We start from the raw sequence: 1,161 nt of genomic DNA on the forward strand, positions 1-1,161 counted from the left end.
GGCGGGGCGAGGGTTTGGCATCAGCTTAACCCTCGCCCCGCCACGCTCTCCCGTTGTGGGGGGCGGGAGAGTTGAGAATGGCCGGATGCGAGATCACCACGCGTAGCGGATGATGCCTTTGCCAGCGTAGCTCTTGGTGGTGTCGGAGAACTGACCGTCGAAGGTGGCGCTCGCCGCCCAGCCGCTGCGCCAGGCGACTTCCGCCGAAAGCGACGTTAGCGCGGTGTCGGCCGAGGGCCGGGCGCCGTTGACCACGAATGCCGAGCCGGGCAGCGTCACGAACGCCGCCTGGACGTTGCGGTCGGTGTTGAAGTCGTGTGCCCAGGCGAACTGTCCGCGCAGCGTCAGCAGCGAATCGGCCTGCGCGAAGGATTTCTCCGTGCGGGCGCCGAGCTCGGTGCGCGAGGCCGTGACGTCCTTGCCGGCATAGGCGAGCGCAAAGGTGTTGGCGCCAGCGGAGGCCTGCTCGACATAGGAGGGGAGGCGGTAGCTGACGAACTGTGCCGCCGCATAGGGCGTCACATCCATCGCCGCGCCGGCGATCCGGTAGCCGCCTTCCAGCCGGCCGGAGAGCGCGTTGGCGTTGAAGCGGCCGCGCAGATTGTCGGAGCCCGCGACGGTGACGGTGCGATTGGTGGTGACGTCCTGCCAGCCATAGGCCAGCGCGGCAGCGATGAAGGCGGCGCCGCGGGTGTGCCTCAGATAGCTGCCGGCCTGGAACAGGTCAGCATTGCCGCTGCCGCCATTGGCGACGTTGAAACGCGTGCCGCCGCCGGCCAGTGCAAAGCCGACCACCGTGTTGGGCGAAACATGATAGTCGGCGCCGGCGGCGGAGCCGTAGACGCTGCTGGTGGTCTTGTTGGAGCCGAGCGCGGCATCACCGTTGACGCTCTGCGATCCGCCATAGCCGGCCGCCCAGACCCCCCAGCGCGCGTTGAAGGCGTCGGCGGCGGGCGCCTTGCGCGGTATCGACGCATAGGCATCTCCGGGCGAGCCGCCCCCGCGGCCGGCCATCGACCGGTCCAGCATGACGCCCATGAACTGGCTCATGGCGTCGAACGTCGCCTGCTGGGCGCCGACCGCGGTCTCGCCGGAGACCTGCGTGAGGCCCGGCGCCGACAACGTCGCGAAGGTGGCAGGGATGCCGCCGGCCAGATTGAA

The 1,161-nt window shown here is 69.5% G+C and carries 1 protein-coding gene; it reads right to left on the minus strand.

Going from position 1 to position 1,161, the window contains the following annotated elements; genetic code table 11:
* Positions 1 to 93 precede the first annotated feature (93 nt).
* Positions 94 to 1,161: autotransporter outer membrane beta-barrel domain-containing protein (locus tag BRAO375_RS23490; protein ID WP_035641827.1), on the minus strand; the 1,068-nt coding region annotated here is incomplete at its 5' end.

This window comes from Bradyrhizobium sp. ORS 375 (genome assembly GCF_000239775.1).
Classification (GTDB): Bacteria; Pseudomonadota; Alphaproteobacteria; order Rhizobiales; family Xanthobacteraceae; genus Bradyrhizobium.